Source organism: Rhodoferax sp. LS1R11 (assembly GCF_056521395.1).
Genome location: NZ_JBWMAW010000010.1, coordinates 68027 through 90253, shown reverse-complemented (window position 1 = coordinate 90253; position 22227 = coordinate 68027). Strand labels below are relative to the sequence as shown.

General features: G+C 59.0%; 20 protein-coding genes. 10 read left to right on the top strand and 10 right to left on the bottom strand.

Annotated features, from left to right (window positions below; translation table 11 throughout):
• Nucleotides 1–9: 9 nt before the first annotated feature.
• The 4 genes from AC097N_RS13225 to AC097N_RS13210 form a co-directional block, all read right to left on the bottom strand.
• Nucleotides 10–801: a sulfite exporter TauE/SafE family protein gene (locus AC097N_RS13225; protein WP_479581570.1), complete on the bottom strand. Its 792-nt coding sequence runs from the start codon at nucleotides 799–801 to the stop codon at nucleotides 10–12.
• A 106-nt stretch (nucleotides 802–907) separates the two neighbouring features.
• Nucleotides 908–1750 carry a 2OG-Fe(II) oxygenase family protein gene (locus tag AC097N_RS13220; protein WP_479581568.1) on the bottom strand — a complete coding sequence of 281 codons (843 nt, stop codon included), beginning with the start codon at nucleotides 1748–1750 and terminating at the stop codon, nucleotides 908–910.
• Nucleotides 1751–1780: 30 nt separating this feature from the next.
• On the bottom strand, nucleotides 1781–2773 hold the full coding sequence (locus AC097N_RS13215; protein ID WP_479581566.1) for a nucleoside hydrolase: 993 nt from the start codon (nucleotides 2771–2773) through the stop codon (nucleotides 1781–1783).
• Between the two features lie 10 nt (nucleotides 2774–2783).
• Nucleotides 2784–3731: a ribokinase gene (locus tag AC097N_RS13210; protein WP_479581564.1), complete on the bottom strand. Its 948-nt coding sequence runs from the start codon at nucleotides 3729–3731 to the stop codon at nucleotides 2784–2786.
• A gap of 34 nt (nucleotides 3732–3765) precedes the next feature.
• Here AC097N_RS13210 and AC097N_RS13205 point away from each other — a divergent pair, with 34 nt between their 5' ends.
• The 6 genes from AC097N_RS13205 (at nucleotide 3766) to AC097N_RS13180 (ending at nucleotide 10471) form a co-directional block, all read left to right on the top strand.
• Complete coding sequence (locus AC097N_RS13205; RefSeq protein WP_479581562.1) at nucleotides 3766–4713, top strand: PfkB family carbohydrate kinase; 948 nt, start codon at nucleotides 3766–3768, stop codon at nucleotides 4711–4713.
• A gap of 10 nt (nucleotides 4714–4723) precedes the next feature.
• A complete protein-coding gene (locus tag AC097N_RS13200) occupies nucleotides 4724–5665 on the top strand; it encodes a pseudouridine-5'-phosphate glycosidase (RefSeq protein WP_479581559.1) in 942 nt (313 codons plus the stop codon).
• A gap of 84 nt (nucleotides 5666–5749) precedes the next feature.
• A complete protein-coding gene (locus AC097N_RS13195) occupies nucleotides 5750–6730 on the top strand; it encodes a BMP family lipoprotein (protein WP_479581557.1) in 981 nt (326 codons plus the stop codon).
• A 99-nt stretch (nucleotides 6731–6829) separates the two neighbouring features.
• The gene (locus tag AC097N_RS13190) at nucleotides 6830–8380 is read left to right on the top strand and encodes an ABC transporter ATP-binding protein (RefSeq protein WP_479581555.1); all 1551 of its coding nucleotides are present in this window, start codon (nucleotides 6830–6832) and stop codon (nucleotides 8378–8380) included.
• Entirely contained in the window at nucleotides 8377–9510 is a 1134-nt protein-coding gene (locus AC097N_RS13185; protein ID WP_479581553.1) for an ABC transporter permease, read from the top strand. Before AC097N_RS13190 ends, AC097N_RS13185 begins: the two co-directional genes overlap by 4 nt.
• Entirely contained in the window at nucleotides 9503–10471 is a 969-nt protein-coding gene (locus AC097N_RS13180; RefSeq protein ID WP_479581551.1) for an ABC transporter permease, read from the top strand. Before AC097N_RS13185 ends, AC097N_RS13180 begins: the two co-directional genes overlap by 8 nt.
• On the opposite strand, the gene AC097N_RS13175 is transcribed toward AC097N_RS13180, so the two are convergent.
• A complete protein-coding gene (locus tag AC097N_RS13175; RefSeq protein ID WP_479581549.1) occupies nucleotides 10468–12093 on the bottom strand; it encodes an FAD-dependent oxidoreductase in 1626 nt (541 codons plus the stop codon). The genes AC097N_RS13180 and AC097N_RS13175 overlap by 4 nt on opposite strands.
• A 159-nt stretch (nucleotides 12094–12252) precedes the next feature.
• Nucleotides 12253–12525 (bottom strand): oxidative damage protection protein, encoded by a 273-nt coding sequence (locus AC097N_RS13170; RefSeq protein ID WP_479581547.1) that lies wholly within the window; start codon nucleotides 12523–12525, stop codon nucleotides 12253–12255.
• A gap of 197 nt (nucleotides 12526–12722) precedes the next feature.
• Here AC097N_RS13170 and AC097N_RS13165 point away from each other — a divergent pair, with 197 nt between their 5' ends.
• Nucleotides 12723–12956 (top strand): hypothetical protein, encoded by a 234-nt coding sequence (locus tag AC097N_RS13165; RefSeq protein ID WP_479581545.1) that lies wholly within the window; start codon nucleotides 12723–12725, stop codon nucleotides 12954–12956.
• Nucleotides 12957–12959: 3 nt separating this feature from the next.
• Entirely contained in the window at nucleotides 12960–13478 is a 519-nt protein-coding gene (locus AC097N_RS13160; RefSeq protein ID WP_479581543.1) for a disulfide bond formation protein B, read from the top strand.
• 53 nt (nucleotides 13479–13531) lie between these two features.
• On the opposite strand, the gene AC097N_RS13155 is transcribed toward AC097N_RS13160, so the two are convergent.
• Nucleotides 13532–14236: a P-loop NTPase family protein gene (locus tag AC097N_RS13155; protein WP_479581541.1), complete on the bottom strand. Its 705-nt coding sequence runs from the start codon at nucleotides 14234–14236 to the stop codon at nucleotides 13532–13534.
• A gap of 77 nt (nucleotides 14237–14313) precedes the next feature.
• Entirely contained in the window at nucleotides 14314–15663 is a 1350-nt protein-coding gene (gene argA / locus AC097N_RS13150; RefSeq protein WP_479581539.1) for an amino-acid N-acetyltransferase, read from the bottom strand.
• A gap of 69 nt (nucleotides 15664–15732) precedes the next feature.
• On the opposite strand from argA, the gene hrpA reads away from it, so the two are divergent.
• Both hrpA and AC097N_RS13140 read left to right on the top strand, forming a co-directional pair.
• Nucleotides 15733–19677: an ATP-dependent RNA helicase HrpA gene (hrpA, locus tag AC097N_RS13145; RefSeq protein ID WP_479581537.1), complete on the top strand. Its 3945-nt coding sequence runs from the start codon at nucleotides 15733–15735 to the stop codon at nucleotides 19675–19677.
• A 212-nt stretch (nucleotides 19678–19889) separates the two neighbouring features.
• Nucleotides 19890–20720: a dienelactone hydrolase family protein gene (locus AC097N_RS13140; RefSeq protein ID WP_479581535.1), complete on the top strand. Its 831-nt coding sequence runs from the start codon at nucleotides 19890–19892 to the stop codon at nucleotides 20718–20720.
• Nucleotides 20721–21082: 362 nt separating this feature from the next.
• Here AC097N_RS13140 and AC097N_RS13135 read toward each other — a convergent pair whose 3' ends face one another.
• Together AC097N_RS13135 and AC097N_RS13130 are read right to left on the bottom strand one after the other, a co-directional pair.
• On the bottom strand, nucleotides 21083–21604 hold the full coding sequence (locus tag AC097N_RS13135) for a DUF1097 domain-containing protein (RefSeq protein WP_479581533.1): 522 nt from the start codon (nucleotides 21602–21604) through the stop codon (nucleotides 21083–21085).
• Nucleotides 21605–21690: 86 nt separating this feature from the next.
• Entirely contained in the window at nucleotides 21691–22026 is a 336-nt protein-coding gene (locus AC097N_RS13130) for a hypothetical protein (protein ID WP_479581531.1), read from the bottom strand.
• Between the last annotated feature and the right edge of the window lie 201 nt (nucleotides 22027–22227).

The window sequence follows — 22227 nt, the reverse complement described above, 5'->3', positions numbered from 1 at the left end:
CCTCAGGATTTATAAAGCGATTAATTTCACGCCAGCATAGGCCAGCAAGACGGAAAGAAGAGAGCGGATGACGCGCTCTGGGATACGTGACATCCAGTGCGACCCGATCCAGATGCCGGGCAGCGATCCTAACAGCAGCTTCGCCAGCAAAGGCCAGTCCACCGAGCCCAATGACGCATGTCCCAGACCCGCCACCAGCGTGAGCGGCACCGCATAGGCAATGTCAGCGGCCACGATGCGCGGCAAAGGCAGCATGGGGTACAAAATCATCAGCACAGTGACGCCGATCGCCCCGGCGCCTACGGAGGTCAAGGTCACCAGCGTGCCAATCACGGCCCCAAACAGCAGGGGAAGGCTCCAGTGGCGCGGTGTGGCCGCCTTGGCTTCCTGGCCTCGCGCCACGGTCACTGGCGCCGCCTTGCCACGCAAGGCCTTGTAAAGAGTGGCTGCCGCCGTGAGCAACAAGGCCGCACCCAGTGTGCTGGTCATCAGGCCTTGGACTTTTTGGCTGGCAGCACCAAAATGGCTCAGCAGGAACAAGGTGGCCAGTGCCGCCGGAATGCTGCCCGCTGACAGGTGCAAAACCACACGCCAATCAATTATCCGGGCGCGTGCCAGCTTGACGGTGCCGCCCATTTTGGTGAAGGCGGCAAACAGCAAGTCGGTGCCAACGGCCAGATAGGGCTTGACGTCGAAAAAGAAGATCAAGATCGGCGTCATGAGCGATCCGCCGCCCACCCCGGTCAAACCGACGACTATTCCAACAAAGAAACCCGCGAAAATAAACACAATGTCATGCATAGGTCAGACTGTAAGGGTACGCCCATATATGACAAACTACATTTTCATGATTTCCATATGCCGCAGGAGAATATAAGATCAAGCTCGCGGTACCGAGGCCTTGGAGTCAGTGCTTCCCGCGCAGTTCGCGCATGCGTTCTTCAAAGTAGCTGCCCACGGTGTAGCGCTCAGACAGCACAACGTCCCGATTTGGGTGCAAAAAAAGTGGTAACGAAATGCGGGACTTGAACCGCCCCTCTCCAACCGGGTTGAGCACGCGGTGGACGGTGGAAGGGTAGTAACGCCCCGACGCCTCCTCCAGCATGTCGCCAATGTTGACGATCAACAGACCAAAATCACAAGGCACGTCATGCCAGGTGCCTTCTTTGCCCAGCACTTGCAAACCAGGCTCGGTGGCGGCCGGCAGGATGGTCAGCAGATTGATGTCGCCGTGCGCCGCCGCCCGCACCGCGCCAGGCTCCTCAAGGCCAGACAGGGGCGGGTAATGCAGCACGCGCAGCAAAGTGTGGTCGCTGCCTTCGATCATTTTGGGCAAGGGCATGGAATAACGCGCCTTGACATCTGCCGGTGAGTGCGCTTCTACCCAGCCCAGCAGCGTGGCGGCCAGGGCGCTGCCTTGCTGGTAGTAACGGCGCGCGGCGTCTGAGACTTCTGCCGGGTAGCGTCCCCAAGGGTAGACATGAAAGAATTCCTTGAGATCGCGTTTGTCGTTGTTTTTGGCAGTCTCGGACACTTCGGGCGAAAAGTAACCGTCCAGTTTGACCGGGTCCTGCGGGTAGTGATGTTTGGCCCCGGATTTGAAGAAACCCAACCATTCGGCATAAATGCCTTCCACCAGCGCCCGGTCCAGCGGGTGATTACGCAGTACGCCAAAACCGGTTTCATGCAGGCTCTGACAGAAGTCCTGCGGTGCTGTCGGGCTTTGAAAATCAACAATGGGCAGATACATGGCTTGGTCCTCAGTTGCGTCAAGAAGCATTTAGGCTGCCAGCCAATCACCCATCAGGGTGTTTTCCAGAACGGCCTTGCAAGCCTCGGCGTCCACCTGCATGCAGACCTGGGTCATGGGCACGCCTTCCCAGCCTTTTTGCGGGTAGTCGATGAACTCCTTGCGCTTGAGCATGGTCTGCCCCTGCGCCAACCCGTCAGTGGCAACGCGGATCCGTCCGGTCTCCAGCGTGAAGAGTTCCGGATTGACCAGGTACACAAAAGCCAACACGTCATGTCCAAAACAGCCATGGATTTTGGCGACATGCGGGTACAAAGCACTGTAAAAATCGGCATAAAAATTCACCGCATGGTGCAGCGTGTCAGTCGCCGGGTGTCGGTGGTGTTCTGCAATCTGTTTGAAAAGCGACACCGGCAGGATGACCTGATGCGTCACATCCAATCCCACCATGGTGAGTCGCCAGCCGGCCGTGAAGACGTGGTCAGCGGCATGCGGGTCATTCCAGATATTGGCTTCGGCCACGGGAGACACATTGCCGGGTTCCACCACCGTACCGCCCATGATGATGACTTCACGCAGCAAATGCGGCAACTCAGGTTCAAGTTTCAGCGCCGTCGCCAAATTGCCAAGCGGCCCCACCGCCACCAAGGTGATTTCACCAGGTTGTTGCCGGGCCATGTCCACAATGAACTGCGCTGATGAACGGGGGTCCAGCCGATTGGATGTGGGCATACGCGTCGGCAAATTACCCAAGCCATCCGCACCGTGGATGAAGTCAGGCGGCGCCTCGCCCGGTTTGCACCAGGGAGTCTTGACACCTTGGGTGACAGGCGTTGAACGATTGGCCAGCGCAGTCAGGTACAGGGCATTGCTGGCGGCCTGCTCCACCGTGACATTGCCAAACGTGGTGGTAATGCCCACCACGTCTATGCCTGGGTGCGCAAGCGCAAAATACAGGGCCATGGCGTCATCGACACCGGGGTCCGTGTCATAAATAACTTTTCGGGCGAATGTTGTTGTCATGGGTCTTGAGTCAAGCGAGTGATGATTTGAGAAGCCCACAAAAGGCGCGCAGCTCGTTCAATGAATCTGGAGGCGGCGCAGGCTGCCGGGCCAGAAAAGCACCCACCTCGGCCGCATGCGGAATACTCGACTGCGCTCCCGGCCGTGTGCAGGCCAGTGCGCCGGCAGCGGATGCCGTACGCAATGCCTGAGCCATGGACGCACCCTGACTGAGCGACGCGACGAGTGTGCCGCAAAAGGTATCTCCCGCGCCGGTGGTATCCACGGGCGTGATATCAAACGCGGTCTGCAGATACAAAGAGCCCTGGCTTCTGGCCAGGCAACCGTGGTGCCCCAGGGTGACGACCACCGTCGGGATGTGAATCGCTTCAAGACACTGGGCAATCGTCCCCACACGACCGGCAACCGTTGCCAATTCGCCTTCATTGACCACCAATACATCGACCAGGTCAAGCAGCGCCTGCGACAAGGCCTGGGCGGGCGCCGCATTGAGCACCACGGTGACGCCTTGTTTGCGGGCGCTGTCCGCGTAAGCCATGACAGTCTCCAGCGGCGTTTCCAGTTGCATCAGCAAGTGACTGAAACCGTTCAATGCGGGCAGGTGACCAGCTTGCAGGCACTGGTTGGCGCCTGGTGCCACGGTGATAGCGTTTTCAGCATCGTCTGAGACACAGATGAAGGCCGTGCCGGTTGGCTGTTCAGCCACTCGGACAATATGCAGGTGAACATGGGCCTCATTCAATGAGGCTTCCAGCGGAACGGCAAAGGCGTCATCCCCAAGAGCCAGCACCATGTGTGTGACGGCGCCACCCGCCCGCGCACACGCCACGGCCTGGTTGGCGCCTTTGCCGCCGGGAAAGGTTTTGAAATCCCGACCCAGTACGGTCTCTCCCGGACTGGGGATGTGGTTGGCCCGGACCACGAAGTCCAGGTTGGCGGAGCCGGCGACCAGTATCATTGAATCGTGTTTCCAAACGTGAAAGGAATTTATTGTGCCGTTGAATTATGTAGTGGTCATCGGTGGTGCCAATATGGACATCGTGGCTCAAACCGGCACACCACTCATGGCGTCTGACTCGACTCCGGGAGAAATACGATGCGCGCCCGGTGGCGTGGCTCGCAATGTGGCAGAGAACCTGGCCCGCCTGGGAGAACAAGTGCAACTTGTCAGTGTTGCCGGAGACGATCCCTTCGGTCACATCCTGCTCGACGCCACACGGGACGCGGGGGTTGATATCACTGCATTTCGTGTCTTGCCGTCCCGCAGAAGTTCGACCTATCTGTCTGTGCACGGTCTCGATGGCGACATGGCTGTAGCCGTCAATGACATGGGCATTCTTGACAGCATCACCCCCGATTACCTTCGCAGCTTGCAAGCACCATTGCAAGCTGCCTCATGCTGGGCACTGGACTGCAATTTGTCGAGCGATGCCCTGCAGTGGTTGTTCGGGAATGCATCGCAGATGCCCGTGTTCGTAGACGGCGTCTCAGCCGCCAAATGCACCAAACTCATCCCCTGGCTTCCTCGCATCCATACCTTGAAGGTCAACGGCCTGGAGGCCCAAACCTTGAGCGGTCTGCCTGCCCAGTCAGTGCATGAAGCGCAATTGGCCGCCCGTGCGCTGCACCAGACGGGTGTTCGCCGTGTGGTCATCAGCCTGGGCGCCAAGGGGACCTGCTGGTGCGATTCAAACGGGCAAGTTGGCCATCGGGCGGCACGCAAGGTGGCGGTGGTGAACACTTCTGGCGCGGGTGACGCCTTGCTGGCGGGACTGGTGCACAGCCATCTGGGTGCCATGCCCTTGCCCGAATCTGTTGAGTTGGCTATGGCCTGCGCCGAGTTGACCTTGTCCAGTACATTCGCCAATAACCCTAATCTTTCACTGGCAACGGTTCAACACCAATTGGCTGCCATTGCGTCACAACTCTTTCCGTCTTGATTGTTCATTTATGTCTACCGCACCCTATCTTGATATCGCCCCTGAAGTTCAGCTGGCGCTGCGCAATGGAACGCCTGTCGTGGCGCTGGAGTCCACCATCATTTCGCACGGCATGCCTTATCCGCAGAACGTAGCCACCGCGATGCGCGTGGAGGACGAAGTCCGCGCCCATGGGGCAATACCGGCCACGATTGCCATCGTTGACGGCAGGTTGAAGGCGGGGTTGGTCGCCAGCGAGATCGAAGCGCTGGGCAAGCGCGGACGCGACGTGGTCAAGGTCAGTCGCCGTGACATGCCTTTCATCGTGGCGGCCGGCCAGACAGGCGCCACGACAGTGGCCTCGACCATGATCATCGCGGCCATGGCGGGCATTCGCATCTTCGCTACGGGCGGCATTGGTGGTGTTCACCGCAATGCGCAGCAGAGTTTTGATGTTTCGGCAGATCTGCAGGAGTTGGCGCAAACGCCGGTGGCCGTCGTCTGCGCCGGTGCCAAATCCATTCTCGATCTGCGCTTGACACTGGAATATCTCGAAACCCATGGCGTGCCTGTGGTCGGTTATCAGACCCATGCCTTACCGGCCTTCTTTACTCGGGACAGTGCGTTTTCGGTGGACTACCGGCTCGATGCGCCCGCTGATATTGCGCGGGTCCTGTACGCCAAGTGGGCCATGTCGCTCAAGGGTGGCATGGTAATTGCAAATCCGATTCCGGCGGAATTTGCCATGTCGCGTGAGGTGATAGACCACGCCATTGAACAGGCTTTGCAGGAAGCGCAGGCGCAGGGCATCGGCGGCAAGGAATCAACCCCCTTCTTGCTGGCACGCGTCTGTGAGCTCACCGGGGGCGACAGCCTGGCCGCCAATATTCAGCTTGTATTGAACAATGCAAGACTGGCTGCGGCGGTGGGGACTGAGCTTCAGGCGCTCGGTCGGCAAAGGCAAGTTGTATAGGGAAACACCCTGATTGCAGCGGTACGATGCGACAAGTACGCTAAAGCGTTGATTTTTTAACCTACGAGAGAACAGGGAGTCAGTATGAACTTGAAGACCACGGCACGTTTGGGAATTTTCGCCACCGCTATGCTGGCCAGCCTTCACGCCATGGCTGAGCCGGCGATTGTGTTTGACATGGGCGGCAAGTTTGACAAGTCTTTCAACGAGGCGGCCTACAACGGCATGGAGAAGTGGAAGAAGGAAACCGGCAAGCCCTATCTTGAGTTCGAGATCTCGAATGAATCCCAACGCGAGCAGGCCATCCGTCGCATGGCGGAGCGCGGTGCCAGCCCCATCATCGGTATTGGTTTTGGTCAGGCGTCCAGCATCGCCAAGGTGGCGAAGGAATTTCCCAAGCTTCAATTTGCCATCGTGGATGATGTCGTGGACCAGCCCAATGTTCAATCGTTGGTATTCAAGGAGCAGGAGGGCAGCTTTTTGGTCGGCGTGATGGCCGCATCGGCCAGCAAGACCGGCAAGGTTGGATTCGTCGGTGGCATGGACATCCCCCTGATCCGCAAGTTTTCATGCGGCTACGAGCAGGGCGCCAAATTTGCCAACGCCAAAACAGAGGTTTTTTCCAACATGACCGGTACGACTGGCGCGGCCTGGAATGACCCGGCTCGCGGCGGTGAACTGGCCAAGGCCCAGTTTGCCAAAGGCGCGGACGTTGTTTTCGCGGCAGCGGGTGGAACCGGTATGGGCGTGTACCAGGCGGCCAAGGACAGCGGCAAACTTGCCATCGGCGTGGACAGCAATCAAAACCACCTGCAGCCTGGCACCATGCTCACGTCCATGCTCAAGCGCGTGGATGTGGCCGTTTACAACGTCGCCAAGGGCCACAAACCAGGTATCTCCATACTGGGCTTGAAAGAGGGTGGTGTGGACTATGCCATAGACGCCCACAACGCCAAACTCGTGACTGCCGACATGAAGAAGAAAGTGGACGCAGCCAAAGCCGACATCATCAGCGGCAAGATCAAGGTGGCAGACTACATGGCTGACAACGCCTGCAAGTATTGACGCGTCACCCCGTCGCGATTCCGTAACCTGAGCCCGCGGTGCCGGATGGTGCCGCGGGCTTTTGACTGGATTGAAGACATGCTTCACAAGGAGTCAGTTTTGAGTTCACCCATTGCGCCGCCCAGTGAAAATGGACTTGCGGTGCGCATGAGCGGGATCAACAAGCAATTTGGTGCCGTTCGCGCCAATGCCGATGTGAACTTGTGCGTAGCTGCCGGAACCGTGCACGGCATCGTTGGGGAAAATGGGGCGGGCAAGAGTACGCTGATGTCTGTTTTGTATGGGTTCTATCAGGCGGATAGCGGAACCATTGAGGTCTTTGGCCAACCCGCGACGATACGCAATGCTGACGAAGCCATCGCGCGGGGCATCGGCATGGTGCATCAGCATTTCATGCTGGTGGACACGCTCAGTGCGTTGGAAAATGTGATGCTGGGTGCCGAACCGCACTGGCTTTTGTGGCGAGCCGATGCGCAGGTCCGAGTCAAGCTTGACGCGTTGATGCTGTCCACAGGGCTGAAGGTGTCGCTTGACGCCTTGGTCAGTGAACTCTCTGTGGGTGACCGCCAGCGCCTGGAAATTCTGAAGGCTCTGTACCGAGGCGCCAAGGTGCTCATTCTGGATGAACCCACCGCAGTGCTGACACCTCAGGAAACGGGTCATTTGTTTGCCGTGCTCAGGTTGCTGTGCCGCCAGGGCACCACCATTTTGCTCATAACCCACAAGCTCAAGGAGGTGATGGACTTATGTGACGATGTCACGGTGATGCGCGCAGGGCGGGTAGTTCAGGAGATGACGATCAAGGATGCCTCGATTGAAGCGCTCGCCGAGGCTATGGTCGGACGCAAAGTCCACATTGGGCGTATCGACCAGCCAGTTAAACCAGTGGGCAAGGTGCTGTTACAGGCGCGCGACGTGATGGTGCGTGATGGCATGAATGTCGTGCGCCTGGCGGGCTTGAACCTGACCTTGGTTGCGGGTGAGATTGTGGGTGTGGCGGGTGTCTCAGGCAATGGCCAAAGCGAACTGATCGATGTGCTCTCAGGCATGCAGCGCCCCACAGAAGGGCAGCTGGACATCGGGGGCAAGACTTTCGACGCACTCGGCTGGCTCGATCCCCATACCGCCCGCGAAATGGGTTTGGCCCATGTGCCCGAAGATCGTCATGCACGTGCGCTTGTGATGGATTTTGTAGCTTGGGAATCAGCTGTTTTAGGTTATGACGGTTTGCCTGAATATGCCACTTGGGGGTGGATGGCACATGACCGCATGCGACAGGCCACGGCACACATGATGGAGCGGTTTGACGTCCGCCCGAGAGACCCGGAACTGCTGAGCAGCAAGTTCTCCGGGGGCAACCAGCAAAAGCTGGTGCTGGCCCGTGAACTGGGTCAAATGCCCAAAGTGCTGCTGGTCGGGCAGCCGACGCGGGGAGTTGACATCGGCGCCATTGAATTTATCTACACCCAGTTGCGAGCCATGCGCGATGCAGGCTGTGCCGTCCTGGTGGTGTCTAGCGAGCTGGATGAGATTCTGGCCCTGTCTGACAGGGTTATCGTGATGAACCGGGGACGGGTGACCGGCGACCTGGCCATTGAAGACTGTACCGAGGCGGGCTTGGGAATGTTGATGACTGGGGGTGGGCAATGAGTACGCCTAGCAATTTGCCACGCTGGGCCGACCTCGTATTGCTACCCGCCGTATGCCTTGCGGTGGCACTATTGGCTGCGGCCGGCGTTGTGGCACTGGTGGGACAAAACCCGGTGGAAGTTATCACGGTGCTGTTGCATGGCGCATTTGGCACGTCGCGCGGCTTCAGCTACACGTTGTATTACGCCACCACCTTCATTTTTACCGGCCTGGCTGTTGCCGTGGCGTTTCACGGCGGTTTGTTCAACATTGGCGGAGAGGGACAGGCCGTGATGGGCGGATTGGGCACCGGGCTGATCGCGCTGTGGTTATCTCCGTATTTGCCCGCGTGGATCATGTTGCCCTTGATGATGCTCGCCGGTGCGGCCTTTGGCTTGGCATGGGCGGCTGTACCCGCGTATTTGCAGGCGTACCGGGGTAGCCATGTGGTCATCACGACCATCATGTTCAATTTCATCGCCAGCAGTTTGCTGGTCTATTTACTGGTCAACCACTTGCGGCCCACCGGCACGATGTCCGTCGAAAGCGCCGAATTCGCAGCGTCGGCCAAATTGCCTGCCATGCATCAGGCACTGGCATGGATTGGGCTGGAATGGCCAGCGTCCCCCCTGAATACCAGCATCTTTTTGGCCTTGCTGGCGGCGCTGGGGGTGTATCTGTTTTTATGGCGCACCCGCGCGGGCTACCGCCTGCGTGCCGTGGGTTCAAGCGCCAGTGCTGCAGAGTACGCGGGTATTCACGCCAGACGGCAGGTGGTGATTGCCATGTCAATTTCGGGTGCCCTGGCCGGTCTGGTTGGCATGAACGAGATTGCCGGTGTCAACAGCAAGTTGTTGCTGGAGTTTGTGGGCGGCGCGGGTTTCACCGGCATTGCTGTGGCCTTGATGGGCCGCAACCATCCCATGGGCATTATCTTTGCCAGCGTCTTGTTTGGCGCCTTGTTCCAGGGCGGTGCTGAAGTGGCTTTTGAAGTGCGTGGCTTCAGCCGCGACATGGTGGTGATGCTTCAAGGATTCATCGTACTTTTTTCAGGTGCGATGACGTATGTGATTGCCCCCCAGCTCGCACGCTTGCTGACCTTGATTTCGCGTTTGAAAAAATCTGAAAAAACGGGAGTCGTCCATGGATGAAGCCCTGTTTGGTGCCATGCTGGCGTCCACATTGCGGGTGTCAACGCCGCTCATTTTTTGCGTCTTGGCGGGGCTGTTGTCTGAGCGCTCAGGGGTGGTTGATATCGGGCTGGAAGGCAAGATGCTGTTTGCGGCCTTTGCCGCCGGGGCCAGCGGCGCCGTGTATGGGTCGACGACTGTCGCCTTGCTGGCCGCCATGGCCGTCGCCACAGCCTTGTCCTGGATGCATGGCCTGGCTTGCGTGAGTCATCGCGGTGATCAGGTGGTCTCGGGTGTGGCCATCAACATCATTGCCGCGGGCATGACGGTCGTGCTTGGTGTGGCCTGGTTTGCGCAGGGTGGGCAAACGCCGCCTGTGTCCGCCTCGGTTCGTATTCAGCCGCTTTTTCCGGCAGCGGCCACCGTTGTTCAAGACATTCCGTGGGTTGGCGCGATTTTGGGCGAGGGGCTTTTGAGTCACAACGCCATGGTCTATCTGGCCTTGTTATTGGTACCTGCCATCTGGTGGCTGATGTTTCGCACCCGGTTTGGATTGCGTCTTCGCGCTGTTGGCGAGAACCCGCAGATGGTGGACGCTGCCGGGGTGTCTGTTACACGTCTGCGTTACATGGCCCTCACGCTCAATGGCATGCTGTGCGGGCTGGCCGGGGCCTATTTGGTGCTGGCCCAAAGCGCCTCGTTCTCTCACAACATGACCGCCGGCAGGGGGTTCATGGCCTTGGCGGCCTTGATATTTGGACGATGGCATCCAGTGGGAGCCCTGTGGGCGTGCCTGCTTTTTGGATTCCTTGATGCTGTTGCCATTCGTTTGCAGGGGGTCCAGGTGCCCGGCATTGGCGAGGTCCCGGTGCAGGCGATTCAGGCGCTGCCTTATGTGCTGACCGTGATTTTGCTGGCTGGATTTATCGGCAAGGCTGTCGCGCCGCAAGCCTTGGGCAAGCCTTACCTGAAAGAGCGTTAATCGACTGGTTCCGATGATGACGGTCGACTTTTCGTGCTTCGCAGGGCATAAAGCGCGCGGGCCAGGCTTGTGTCGACGGGCAAAGGTTCTCCTGACCAGCGCGCTGCCAGCAATTCAGCACACAGCACTGAGAAACTGAGTCCTCGTGACCCCATGCCAGCGCAAACCCACAAGCCGGAACTGGCAGACACGTCCAGCGGGCCGACGGCAGGCAACCGGTCAGCGGTGACACAACGGACATTTTTCCAGGCATTCACTGTGCCTGCCTCAAACTGAGGCGCCAGCGCTTGACCCAATGCAGGCAGAAGTTGGCTCAACCGTGCCAGATTGGCAGCATGGTTCTCCAAATCCGTCTGCGGCGGCTTGCTCTCGGGCTGGTAGTTTGAACCAACGAACCAAGCTACGCCATTGTCTACGGACACCGCAGGAACAATGCTGCCGGAACCATTCACGGGGTAGGGAGGAAAGGCAGGATCTGGCGCGTCCAAATGCATGGCCCAAGATAACTGACCCCGCACACCGTGCATAGACGGTATTTGGCCAGCACAGAGATCAAGCTCTGGTTGCGCGACATGAAGCCGCTCAATCAGGGGGAGGGCGCCGCTCGCATTGGCAAAGACGACGCGATTGGCACGGGCCACAACTGCGTCGAACTTATTGAGGAGCAACCAGCCATCGTCACATTGGCGCAAAGCGCTGACTTTGGTATTGCCCAGAAAAGTAATGCCCGGCTGAGCAAGCCAAGCCAGAACCATTTGGCGCGGTTTCAGCCATGCCGCGCTCGCATGCCAAATTTCTGATGGCGTTTGTGGGCCGTCCACACGGCGCTCCAGGGTACCCGAGTCGCTCCAGTCTTGTCCTTGGATGAGCAGTTCTTGCGCTTGGTGCAGCATCAGGCGCACACCACTGCGTGACAGACGAGACAGTGCACAGTCGTCAACGGACACATGCGGCACGACCAGTCCGACGGGAAGACCAGAGGCGCCTGCCGCAGGCGCGTCGCCCTGATCGAGCACCTGTACCCGCCAGCCGCGTCGTGCCAACGAAGCTGCAACGCTGGCGCCCGCCAGCCCGGCACCAATGACAACACATGTTCCTGGTTCTGTGGCTCTTGAAGGCAATGGCTCCCGCGTGTTTTTGATCGTCCAGCGAGGGTTGAACACACCACGAGACGGCAACGTCCGTGTTGCCGATTCAGTCCCTGCTTCTGCGATCCCGATTTCAAAACCGCACTGCACCAAGTCAGCGCGACAATTGGAGGCCTCAGGGGTGACAGCAACAACGGAGCCACGTCTGCAGCAGCGGGCCAGGGCTTTGACCGCCCAGACATCCCACTGCGCGGGATCACCCGCCAGATGATGATCGATATTGAGGAAAACTGCGTCGGCCACAAACTGCTGTTCGCGCAGCATGGCGGTGACCTCACCCACGCACAACGTGAGCAAAACGTTGCCGTGTTCAAAGGTCAGCCGATGAAAACCAGGCAACAAACTATCCCATTGGGATGTCAGCTCCTGGGCCAACGTCAGCAAATCGGGAAATGGGGCTGCGGCGTCAAGCAATGCGTCCCGTGACGCGGGTGCGGAGGTCAGGGCTGCATAGTGCAGCATGCGAGGCCGCACGACATCACTTTTCCAGGCCTTCCAAGTCCTCAGAAATTGAAGGCCTTGGCAAAAGGATGTATCCAGCACACGCCAGGCCGACTGCCCAGCCCAAGCCTGCGGCAGATTGCAAGCCTGGAGCACAGCGTTTTCTACGGGGTCAGACAAACGCCAGCGGCATCAAACCGTTGGGGGTACGTAGCCTTGAGCGGCATCGGCACCGTCGCCAAAAAAGTGGTTTTCCATCTGGCGTGCCAGGTATTGCCGGGCGCGGGCATCCGCAAGATTCAAGCGGTTTTCATTGACCAGCATGGTTTGGTGCTTCAGCCAGGCCGCCCAGGCTTCCTTGCTCACACCTTCCCAAATACGTTTGCCGAGATCACCAGGATAGGGAGGGAAGTCCAGGCCTTCAGCCTCTTTGCCGAGCTTGATGCAATTGACGGTGCGTGCCATGTGAAACCTTTTGCGAATTCTGATAAAGACCGTGACTTTAGCAAGCTTTCACCGTTGAATCAGGCCGCAAGGTTTGTTTTCGCTTGTATTCGGCATTCGCCGCCCCATCTAAAACGCTATATACAACCGACCCTTTGGCGACAAGGACAACGATGTGGCAAATTCACCAATGGGTCCACTGAAGTAAAATCGAGACTATGGCAAAAGCTGACACAAAAACCAAAATGCTGGCCGATGGCCTGCGTTACAAATCCAAAGTATCTGGATCCCCCTTCACGGCGGCAACGTCTTTTGGAGCTGCGACGATGTCGTGTTTTCTCTGTGGCAAGCATCGCGCTCGCTCACAAATGATTTCACGCAAGATTCTGGGCAAGTCTCAGGCAGTATGCTCGCCTTCCTGCAAAGAGGCAGACGCGGCCGCAGCGGGCTGAGACATGGTCTTTCAGGTCGTAGCCAGCTGGCTGGCGTTGTACCCGAGACGTATGTTTGCGGCACTCAGTGCTGTGTGCCTCGCTTTGTTGGCCTTCGGCCTCTACTTGCAGCATGTGGTGGGACTGGTGCCCTGTCCCATGTGCATTGTCCAGCGATATGCTCTATTTTTAATAGCAGTAATTGCAGGTTTGACAGCGCTCAGCGGCAAAAAAGGTATTCAAATTGGTGGTGCTGCGCTGCTGCTGCTCAGTGCTGGTTTCGGTGCTTTTGTAGCCGCTCGTCAGAGCTGGTTACAGTGGTATCCGCCTGAAGTCGTGTCTTGTGGGCGCGATTTTTACGGCATGATCGAAACATTTCCCCTACAGCGCGCCTTGCCCATGATTTTCAAGGGCGGTGGTGATTGCACCAAGATTGACTGGACCTTTTTAGGTGGGTCCATCGCAAACTGGTCATTTGTTTGCTTTGTTGGTGTGGCCCTCCTGGCCTTGGCACTTCTCGCGCAACAGTTCAATCGCCGCTGATTTGTGACCGCGAAACACTGCTTGATGACTATCAAGCCGTGTTTTTTTCCTGTTTAGACGGACAGGGTGTCAAATGTTTCATAGGCTTTTTTCAGCCACATTTTAACGCGCTGGCGCTCCAGCAAACCCAGCCCGTCAGGGCCTTCGCGGTTATTGAGCGCAGCCCAAAAGCTGGCATTCTGGCGGTCGATCTTGCGCATGCTGGCCTCGTGCAGTTGCGACAGGGTGATAACACGTGCACCCAGGGTCAGCGCTTTCTCCAGGGCCGGTGATCCATCCAGTTCCGAAAAATCGGTGCCACGTCCCTGGTTTTTCACCACAATATAGTTGGGGCCGTCGATGAAGGTATTGACCAGGCGCCCCAGCAAATCGACCGAATCTTTACCCGCGTCGGCCACATGCCAAAAGTTGACGGTCACGCCCATATCGGCCATGACTGAAAACAGGTCTGAATCCCTGATCCAGCGGGTCAGCGGCGCAGCGGTTTGGGCGGCCAGATCAACGATCACGCTTCTCGTTTGCCCATCTTCTGTCGGTTCTTCGAAGGCGGTGGCAATCAGGTCCAGGCCTTCATAGCTGTCCACGATCACCGGCGAGGCGTAATCCGCATAAAAGCGCGTGAACGAGGTATGCGAACGGTCGGTGTCAAAGCCAATGAAGGACCGCTCTTTGTCAATGAAATACTGGGCCAGAACCCGGGAAACGACTGATTTGCCTACGCCGCCTTTTTCGCCGCCGATGAAATTGAGTGAGCTCATGATTTGGTTCTGTGTGAAGTGGATGGAGATATAACAAAGCCGTCTGGCTTGCAGAAATACTCAAGCAAGATGTGTGCTCAGGCCAGCTTTTTGACCAGCACCTGGCTCTTTCGGTCCCAGTTGTACTTGCGTTTGCGGGCCTCAGGCAGCCATTCGGGGTCCACCAGCACGAAGCCGCGCTTGAGAAACCAGTGGGTCGTGCGGGTGGTCAGGACAAAAATACTGTCCAGTCCGGCTGCCTTGGCGCGTTGCTCGACGCGCTTCAACACCCGCTCGCCGTCGCCCTGGCCCTGCACTTGGGGCGACACGGTCAGTGCGGCCATCTCGGCGGTGCGCGCTTCGGGGTACGAATAGAGCGCCGCGCACGCGAAAATCACGCCGTCATGCTCAATCACGGTGTAGAGACCCACATCACGCTCGATCTCGGTGCGGCTGCGTTTGACCAGCGTGCCGTCTTTTTCAAACGGCTCAATCAGTTGCAGGATGCCACCCACGTCGTCGACCGAGGCCTCGCGCAGGCTTTCCAGTTTTTCGTCCACAACCATGGTGCCAATGCCGTCGTGCACATACACCTCCAGCAGGATGGCGCCATCCACCGCGAAGGGAATGATGTGGCTGCGCTCCACACCGTTTTTACAGGCCTTGACGCAGTGCTGCAGGTAGAACGCGGTGTCGGTGGGCTGGTTGGCGGCAGGCAATTCAGCCAGCAGCTTTTCGGCGGCTGCCAGCGGCAATTCGGTATCGATCGGGTTGTCTTCGCCTTCAGGCATTCCCGGATTCAGACGAATGCCGGGCACCTCGGTCACAAAAATCAGTTTGTCTGCCTGCAAGGCCATGGCCACGGAGGTGGCAACTTCTTCCATCGTGAGGTTGAACGCTTCCCCGGTGGGGGAGAAGCCAAAAGGCGACAACAACACCATGGCGCCCATGTCCAGCGTGCGCATGATGCCCGCGGTGTCCACCTTGCGCACCAAGCCCGAGTGCTGAAAATCCACGCCGTCCACAATGCCCACCGGCCGCGCGGTGATGAAGTTACCGGAGATGACGCGCACCGTGGAGTCGGCCATGGGCGTGTTGGGCAAGCCCTGGCTGAAGGCGGCCTCAATCTCATAACGCAACTGGCCTGCCGCCTCCTGGGCGCAGTCCAGCGCCACCTCATCGGTCACACGGATGCCGTGCGAGTATTTGGGGGTGTGGCCCTTGGCCTTGAGCTGCTCGTTGACCTGGGGACGAAAACCGTGCACGAGCACAATTTTGACCCCCATGCTCTGGATCATGGCCAAGTCCTGTGCCAAATGGTGCAATTTGCCCGCCGCGATGGCCTCACCGGCAATGCCCACCACGAAGGTCTGGTTGCGAAATTTGTGGATATAAGGCGCCACAGAGCGAAACCAAGGCACAAAAGTGAAGTTAAAAACAGAGGACATGCAAACGAGGTAAGGGTGAAGGAGTGGCGAGGGCTGGGATAATCTCCGATTCTCTACGAAGTTACTGCCTTGACAGCCCAGCCCCTACAAATCGATTTTCCAGAATCCCTGCCCGTCTCGGGCAAACGCGACGAGATCATGGCCGCGCTGGACAAGCACCAGGTCATCATCGTCTGCGGTGAAACAGGCTCTGGCAAAACCACTCAGCTCCCCAAGATTGCGCTTGCCATGGGCCGTGGCAAGCTCAATTACCCGAGCACGAACAACGACGGTTCGCCCGCGCCCCGGGGCAAGCTCATCGGTCATACCCAGCCGCGCCGCATTGCCGCCAGCAGTGTGGCCAAGCGCATTGCCGAGGAGTTGAAGACGACGCTGGGTGACGTGGTGGGTTTCAAGGTGCGTTTTCAGGACCGGCTGGGCCGCGACGCATCGGTCAAGCTGATGACCGATGGCATCTTGCTGGCCGAAACGCAGACCGACCCGCTGCTCAAAGCCTACGACACCATCATCATTGACGAGGCGCATGAGCGTTCGCTCAACATCGACTTTTTGTTGGGCTACCTGCGACAAATCCTGCCGCGCCGCCCCGACCTGAAAGTGGTGGTGACCTCGGCCACCATTGACGCGCAACGGTTTGCCGACCACTTTGCCTCGCGCAGCGGTCCGGCACCCGTCATCATGGTGTCGGGCCGGATGTTTCCGGTGGAGCAGCGTTACCGGCCGTTTGAAGAGTCCCGTGAATACGACCTGAATTCGGCCATTGCCGATGGCGTGGACGAGTTGTGGCGTGACGTGCACAACGCCGGTGACATTCTGGTTTTTCTGCCCGGCGAACGTGAGATTCGCGAGGCGGCTGACCATTTGCGCAAACATTTAAGCCACCAGCCGCTGTTTCGCAATGCCGAGGTGCTGCCCCTGTTTGCGCGCCTGAGCCAAGCCGAGCAGGACCGGATTTTTGACGGCCACACCGGGCGCCGCATCATTCTGGCTACCAACGTGGCCGAAACCTCGCTCACCGTGCCGGGCATCCGATACGTGATTGACGCAGGCACCGCGCGCATGAAGCGCTACAGTTTCAGGAGCAAGGTAGAGCAATTGCTGGTGGAGCCCATCAGCCAGTCCTCCGCCAACCAGCGTGCCGGGCGCTGCGGCCGGGTGGCCAATGGCATCTGCATCCGGCTGTATGACGAAAAAGACTTCAACAACCGCCCCCGTTTTACCGACCCCGAGATTCTGCGCAGTTCGCTGGCCGGGGTAATTTTGCGCATGAAGTCGCTGCGCATGGGCCTGGTGGAGGATTTTCCGTTCATTGAGCGGCCATCCAACCGGGCCATTGCCGATGGCTACCAGTTACTCAATGAACTGGGTGCGGTGGATGAGGCCAATGAGTTGACGCCCATGGGCCAGGAACTGGCCAAACTGCCGCTGGACCCGCGCGTAGGCCGGATGATTCTGGAAGCGCGGGAACGGGGTGCGCTCGATGAAGTGCTGGTCATCGCCTCGGCCCTGAGTGTGCAGGACGTGCGTGACCGCCCGATGGAAGCGCAGCAGCAAGCCGACGCCGCACACGTCAAATTTGACGACGAAAAGAGCGAGTTCAGCGGCTATTTGAAGCTGTGGAAGTGGATCAACGACGGCAAGGGCGATAAATCAAGCAGTGCGACACATGGTGTCACGGGGCAGCACAAGCTCTCCAACCGCCAGTACGAACAGTTGCTGCGCCAGAACTTCGTCAACATCCGCCGCGTGCGCGAGTGGCGTGACATCCATTCGCAACTGCACACCGTGGTGGCCGAGCACAAGTGGCGCCTGAACACGCTGCCCGCCAACTACGAGCAATTGCACCTGTCGATGCTGTCCGGCCTGCTGGGCAACCTGGGCTGCAAGATGGAAACAGATGGTGCGTCCGGCGAATACCTGGGCGCGCGCGGCATCAAGTTTTACCCGCATCCGGGCGCGCACCTGGTCAAAAAACCGGGCCGCTGGATTGTGGCGGCCGAGCTCGTGGAAACCACACGCCTGTTTGGCCGGGGCATCGCCGCCATCGAGCCGCAGTGGCTGGAGCAGGTGGGCGTCCATCTGCTCAAGAAACAACTGCTCGACCCGCATTGGGAAAAGAAGGTGGCCGAGGTCACCGCGCTGGAGCGCGCCACGCTGTATGGCATCGTCATTTACAGCGGGCGCAAGGTCAACTTCAGCCGCGTGGACATGGTTGCAGCGCGCGAGATTTTCATCCGCGAAGCGCTGGTCGGCGGCCAGTGGGAGACCAAACTCCCGTTTCTGGAAGCCAACCTCAAACTCATCAAACAGGTGGAAGACCTGGAACACAAAGCCCGCCGGCAAGACGTGCTGGTGGACGACGAGCTGATTTACGCCTACTACGACCAGCAACTGCCCGTCGATGTGTGCAGCGGCTACAGCTTCGAGAACTGGTACCGCGAAGAGATCAAAAAACAACCGAAGTTGCTGCTGCTCACCCGCGAAGAGCTGATGCGCCACGAGGCCGCGGGCATCACCACCCAGTCGTTCCCCAAAACCATCCGCCTGGGCGGTGTGGACTGTGCGGCCACTTATCTGCACGAGCCGGGCGACGCCAAAGACGGCCTGACCGTGACCGTGCCCCTGTTTGTGTTGAACCAGGTGAACGAGGAGCGCTGCGAGTGGCTGGTGCCCGGCATGCTGAAAGACAAGATTCAGGCGCTCATCAAAACCCTGCACCAGCGCCCGCGCTCGCGCCTGGTGCCCTTGCCCGACACCGCCACCCGGATGGCCGAAACGCTCAACGCGCCCGAGGTGTTTGGTCACGGCTCGCTGATGGACGCGGTGCTGAAACTGGTGCGCCTGGCCACGTCAATTGACGTTGTTCGCGCCGACATCAAGGCCGACATGCTCAGCCCGCACTTCTTCATGAACTTCCGGGTGGTGGACGAGCATGGCCGCCAACTCGGCACCGGTCGCAACCTGGGCGCCCTGAAGTCAGAACTCGGTGCCAAAGCCCGCGGAGCCTTCCAGGCGCTGGCGGGGCTGAAGATGGCCAAGGACGCAGCGGCATTGCCCGTTTTTAAAGAAAACCAGCCTGTAGCCCGCGTCAACAGTTCGAAGGAAGCTATTAAAAACGTAGCAACACCTGCGGCACCGGCTGGCCAGCGTTACACCGCGTGGACCTTTGGCGAGTTGCCCGAACTGCTGGAAATCCAGAAAGGCGGTCAAACGCTGATTGGTTACCCCGGCCTGATTGACGCCACAGACGCCGTCACCATTGAGGTGTTTGACGAACCCGACGTGGCGGCCGCCAAACACCGCGCTGGTCTGCGCCGCCTGTTTTCGCTGCAGATCAAGGACGCGCTCAAGTACCTGGAAAAAAACATCCCCGATCTGCAAAAGATGGCGGTCACCTTCATGCAGGTCGGCAAGTCAGCCGACGGTTCGGGCGGCGGCACGATTGAAGAACTGCGCGAGCAGATCATCGCCGTGGCGCTGGACCGGGCCTTTTTGCTCGACCCGCTGCCCACCAACGAGTTTGACTTCAAACGCCGGGTGGACGAGGGCCGGGGACGGCTCACCCTGATTGCCAACGAGGTGGCGCGCCTGGCTGCCGCCATTTTGGCGGAATACGCCATTGCGGCCCGCAAGATCAAGGACACCAAGAATGCGCCGGACGCTACCACGGACGCCGCGCAACAACTGGCGCGCCTGATGCCCAAACGCTTTCTGGCCACCTCACCGTGGGGACCGCTGCAGCACTTTGCCCGCTACCAGAAAGCCATCACCGCGCGGCTGGAGAAATACCGCGCCGACCCGGCCCGCGATGCCGCCCGCCTGACCGAGCTGCGCCCGCTGGAACAGCGCTACTGGCGCCTCGTGGCCGAACGCAAAGGCGTGGTTGACGAGCGCATGCAAGAGTTCAGATGGTTGCTGGAAGAGCTGCGCGTGAGCTTCTTTGCGCAGGAACTGCGCACGCCGCAGCCGGTGAGTGTGAAACGGTTGGAGAAGGCCTGGGCGCAGGTGGGATGATTTCGTCGCTGTCTCGCCAGTTTATTTTGGGCGTTGGTCTCATTTGCTGCGGGCACTCAGGTTTTGGCCAAGAGGCGACTGCCCTGCCGGATTTCCACCTCGGGCCTGGCAATGGCGTGTATCGGTATGCCTCCAGCACGCCGAGCTCAGTGGCAGACCTCGTGCAGTCCAGTCGGCCGCGACCAACAGCGACGGCCCAAGGTCAGCTGCTCTTGCCCATCCAGACCGCACCTGACGTGAAGTGGCCCGCCGTGGTGCTGGTGCATGGTTCTGGTGGCGTCTATCGCGAAGAACTCACCTACTGGGCCAGGCTTTTGAACGCGCAGGGAATGGCGGCCTTGGTCATTGACATCTTCAGTCCACGCGGCGTCAAGTCCACCGGCAAAGACCAAAGTCTCGTGCCGTTCGCAGCCGACACGGCCGACGCATTTGCTGCGCTGCGCATGCTGGCCAGTCACCCTGGCATTGACCCCCGGCGCATTGCCGTGATGGGATTTTCGCGTGGTGGCGTCACCGCCGTGCGCAGCGCCGCAGAGCCCATCATCCAGGGGTCGGCACCGGCGGGTTTGCGGTTTGCCGCCCATGTCGCGCTGTACAGCGGCGGCTGCACCAACACCTTGTCGGTCATGGCCGCCTCCGGTGTATTCAGCAAAGCCCCCATGCTGTTTGTGCATGGCGACGCGGACGACTATGCGGATATGAGCGATTGCCAGGCCTACGCGGGCCGCATCAGCGCGGCGGGAACACCTGCCGCGTTTGTGGCGCTGCCAGGCGCTCGCCACAAGTTCGACATGGACCGTCAGCGGATGATCAACTTGCCACTGAATTCGAAAACCAAAGCGGGGTGCCCTCTGGAATACGACATTCTCGCCATGACCGCGCGCGACCGGCGCAGTGGAGAGGCGCTTTCCAAAGCGCAGGTGAAAAGCATTACCCGTGATCTGTGTACCGCCAGGGGCGCCACGATGGGGGGAAATGCCGGGGCCCGTGATGCCGCTGGCAAAGCGGTGGTCGAATTTCTGCACAGAACTCTCAAATCTTGAGCGCTGACCCTTGTTCCAGAAGTGGCTGAAACCATCGGGGTGTAGAAATGATGAAACAGGCTGTAGCGCACGTGGAGCGGTCGTTAGTAGCTATAAATTAAATAGCATTCTTAACTGCATTGCAAACTCACGCCCTGCAACGGCTCACCCGTTTGAGGGTCCGACACCACGAGGTTGATCTGACGGGGATGGCCTGCCTGCCAAGACAACGATGGGCAGCAACAACAGTGCGGGGAGGGCGCGAATGAAAACGGGGGGTGGCAGGCCGGGCATGGCGATCTCTCATTCAAGGGGGTGGAGATAGGTCGCCCGGCCCGGCAATTTATTACCCTGTCTGAATCCTCAGGGTATCCATGAAGCGTTTATTTCTTCGTCATGGCGGCACCCCAACGGGCGGACGTCAAGCCAAAGAGCGCACCCACCATGAGAGAAATTGAAATGACGATCAACGAGTTTTTCAGGCTTGCGGACAACAGCACATCAAGCTTCAACACGTCCGGTGTTTGCAGCAAGTAAGCAAACGACGAAGCAAAACCAAACACCGTGGCGGGAATCGTTGCCAGCGCCGGGACGTTGGCGGCCAGAACGACCACCACCACACCCGCGCCCACAGCCAGAGCAGCCCACAGCGGCAGGCCCAGGGGCCCAGCCAGTGGCACAGACAAGATGACCACGGCCACCAGCCACGCCACGAACGCCCCGAAAACACCGCACACCACCAATTTTTTCAGTGCGGCGATATCCGCACCCAAGGCAAAGAAGGCGCCCCAGGCCACAAAGGCCGCCCATATGAGATAGACCCCGCCCAAAGGACCCAGGGCCAGAAATGTGGCCAGCGCGCCAAGAACAGAGATGCTGATAGCCAGTGCGTTCAAATTTTTCAAAATTGTCTCCTGTGATTAATTTAATTTGAGTCCGTTACAGGAGCAACGCCGACCCATCCCCCACGCCTCAAAGCGCGGGTAATCGATCATGACCAGGCAAAGCGCAATCCTTTGAATGAAACAGATATGTTCCGTCTCAGGACACCCCACGCCCGTCGCGCCGCTCCAGCCAAGGAAGGGGCAAGATGCATGCCGAAATCCGAATCACGGTCGGCAGCGAGCTCCAGCCAGCCGGACGTGAGCACGCAGTAAACCCCGCCTGGGCGAACAGGGGTTTGCACCACCAGCACCGACCGTTCCAGAGGAATGCGGCTCGTCAGACACACGGCGCCGGTGACGACTCGGATGACCGTGCCCCGCCCGCAATAAGCGTAGTGCGACTGGCCGCGCTTCAGGTGAATGGATGGAGTGGTTTGCTGCATGTTGCACCGCCTTTTGATGTGGTTTTCTGCCCAGAACAACAGCGCTGGGCATGCCACAAATCGTAGTGAAGACTACCTGTCGGCAACAGGCACAGGAGACCGGAGTGTGTGACGTAACAGCGAAGAGAAAGGGCATCTGTTACGGTACGTTTTTAATATATCTGCATCTGTTTTTAAAATGCCGGATCAAGGACCATTGCG